This window comes from Bartonella capreoli (genome assembly GCF_902813205.1).
GTDB classification, from domain to species: domain Bacteria; phylum Pseudomonadota; class Alphaproteobacteria; order Rhizobiales; family Rhizobiaceae; genus Bartonella; species Bartonella schoenbuchensis.
The window spans coordinates 1-656 of the sequence record NZ_CADDZX010000087.1 but is presented as its reverse complement, the minus strand read 5'-3'; the positions used below and the strand labels follow the sequence as shown (position 1 = coordinate 656).

The following is a 656-nucleotide window of genomic DNA, read 5'->3' as shown; positions in this document are numbered from 1 at the left end:
TCGTCAGAAGATAAATGAAAGTAAGTTTAAGGAAATCAGAGATGCCTAAACGCATTTTGCAGGGTGTTGGCGTTAGCGACAAAAGTGATAAGACTGTGGTTGTTAAATTGGAGCGTCGTTATTCTCATCCACTTCTCAAGAAAACCGTTCGGCAGTCTAAAAAGTATAAAGCGCATGACGAGAATAATCAGTTTAAGATTGGGGATCAAATTTCTATTCAGGAATCTAGACCAATTTCGAAAGATAAACGTTGGATTGTTGTTAAAGGCAGTGTAACATAGTTAAGTAAGTTTATTGTTTTAAAGTTTAATAATGATTTTGTTTCTATTGGTAGATTTGAGAACAATAGCTTTATCGTTATTTGGCAGACAAATCCGGATGTGTCAAAGACACGACCGGATGTAAGCGTTAAGAGAAGGTGGCCAGTTATGATTCAGATGCAAACAAACCTCGATGTTGCCGATAATTCTGGTGCCCGTCGTGTCATGTGCATCAAAGTATTGGGCGGTTCAAAGCGGAAATATGCTTCAGTCGGTGACATTATTGTTGTTTCGGTCAAAGATGCTATTCCTCGCGGTCGTGTTAAAAAAGGTGATGTGATGAAAGCTGTAGTTGTTCGTACTGCTAAAGATATTCGTCGCACAGATGGTAGTGTT

Annotated in this window: 2 protein-coding genes; both read left to right on the top strand. The window is 38.9% G+C overall.

Translation table 11 applies throughout. The features are described from left to right. The first annotated feature begins 41 nt into the window (after positions 1 to 41). Complete coding sequence (gene rpsQ / locus J7R05_RS07455) at positions 42 to 281, top strand: 30S ribosomal protein S17 (RefSeq protein WP_208541788.1); 240 nt, start codon at positions 42 to 44, stop codon at positions 279 to 281. A gap of 147 nt (positions 282 to 428) precedes the next feature. After that, a partial coding sequence (gene rplN, locus J7R05_RS07450) for a 50S ribosomal protein L14 (protein ID WP_208541787.1) occupies positions 429 to 656 on the top strand: 228 nt, incomplete at its 3' end.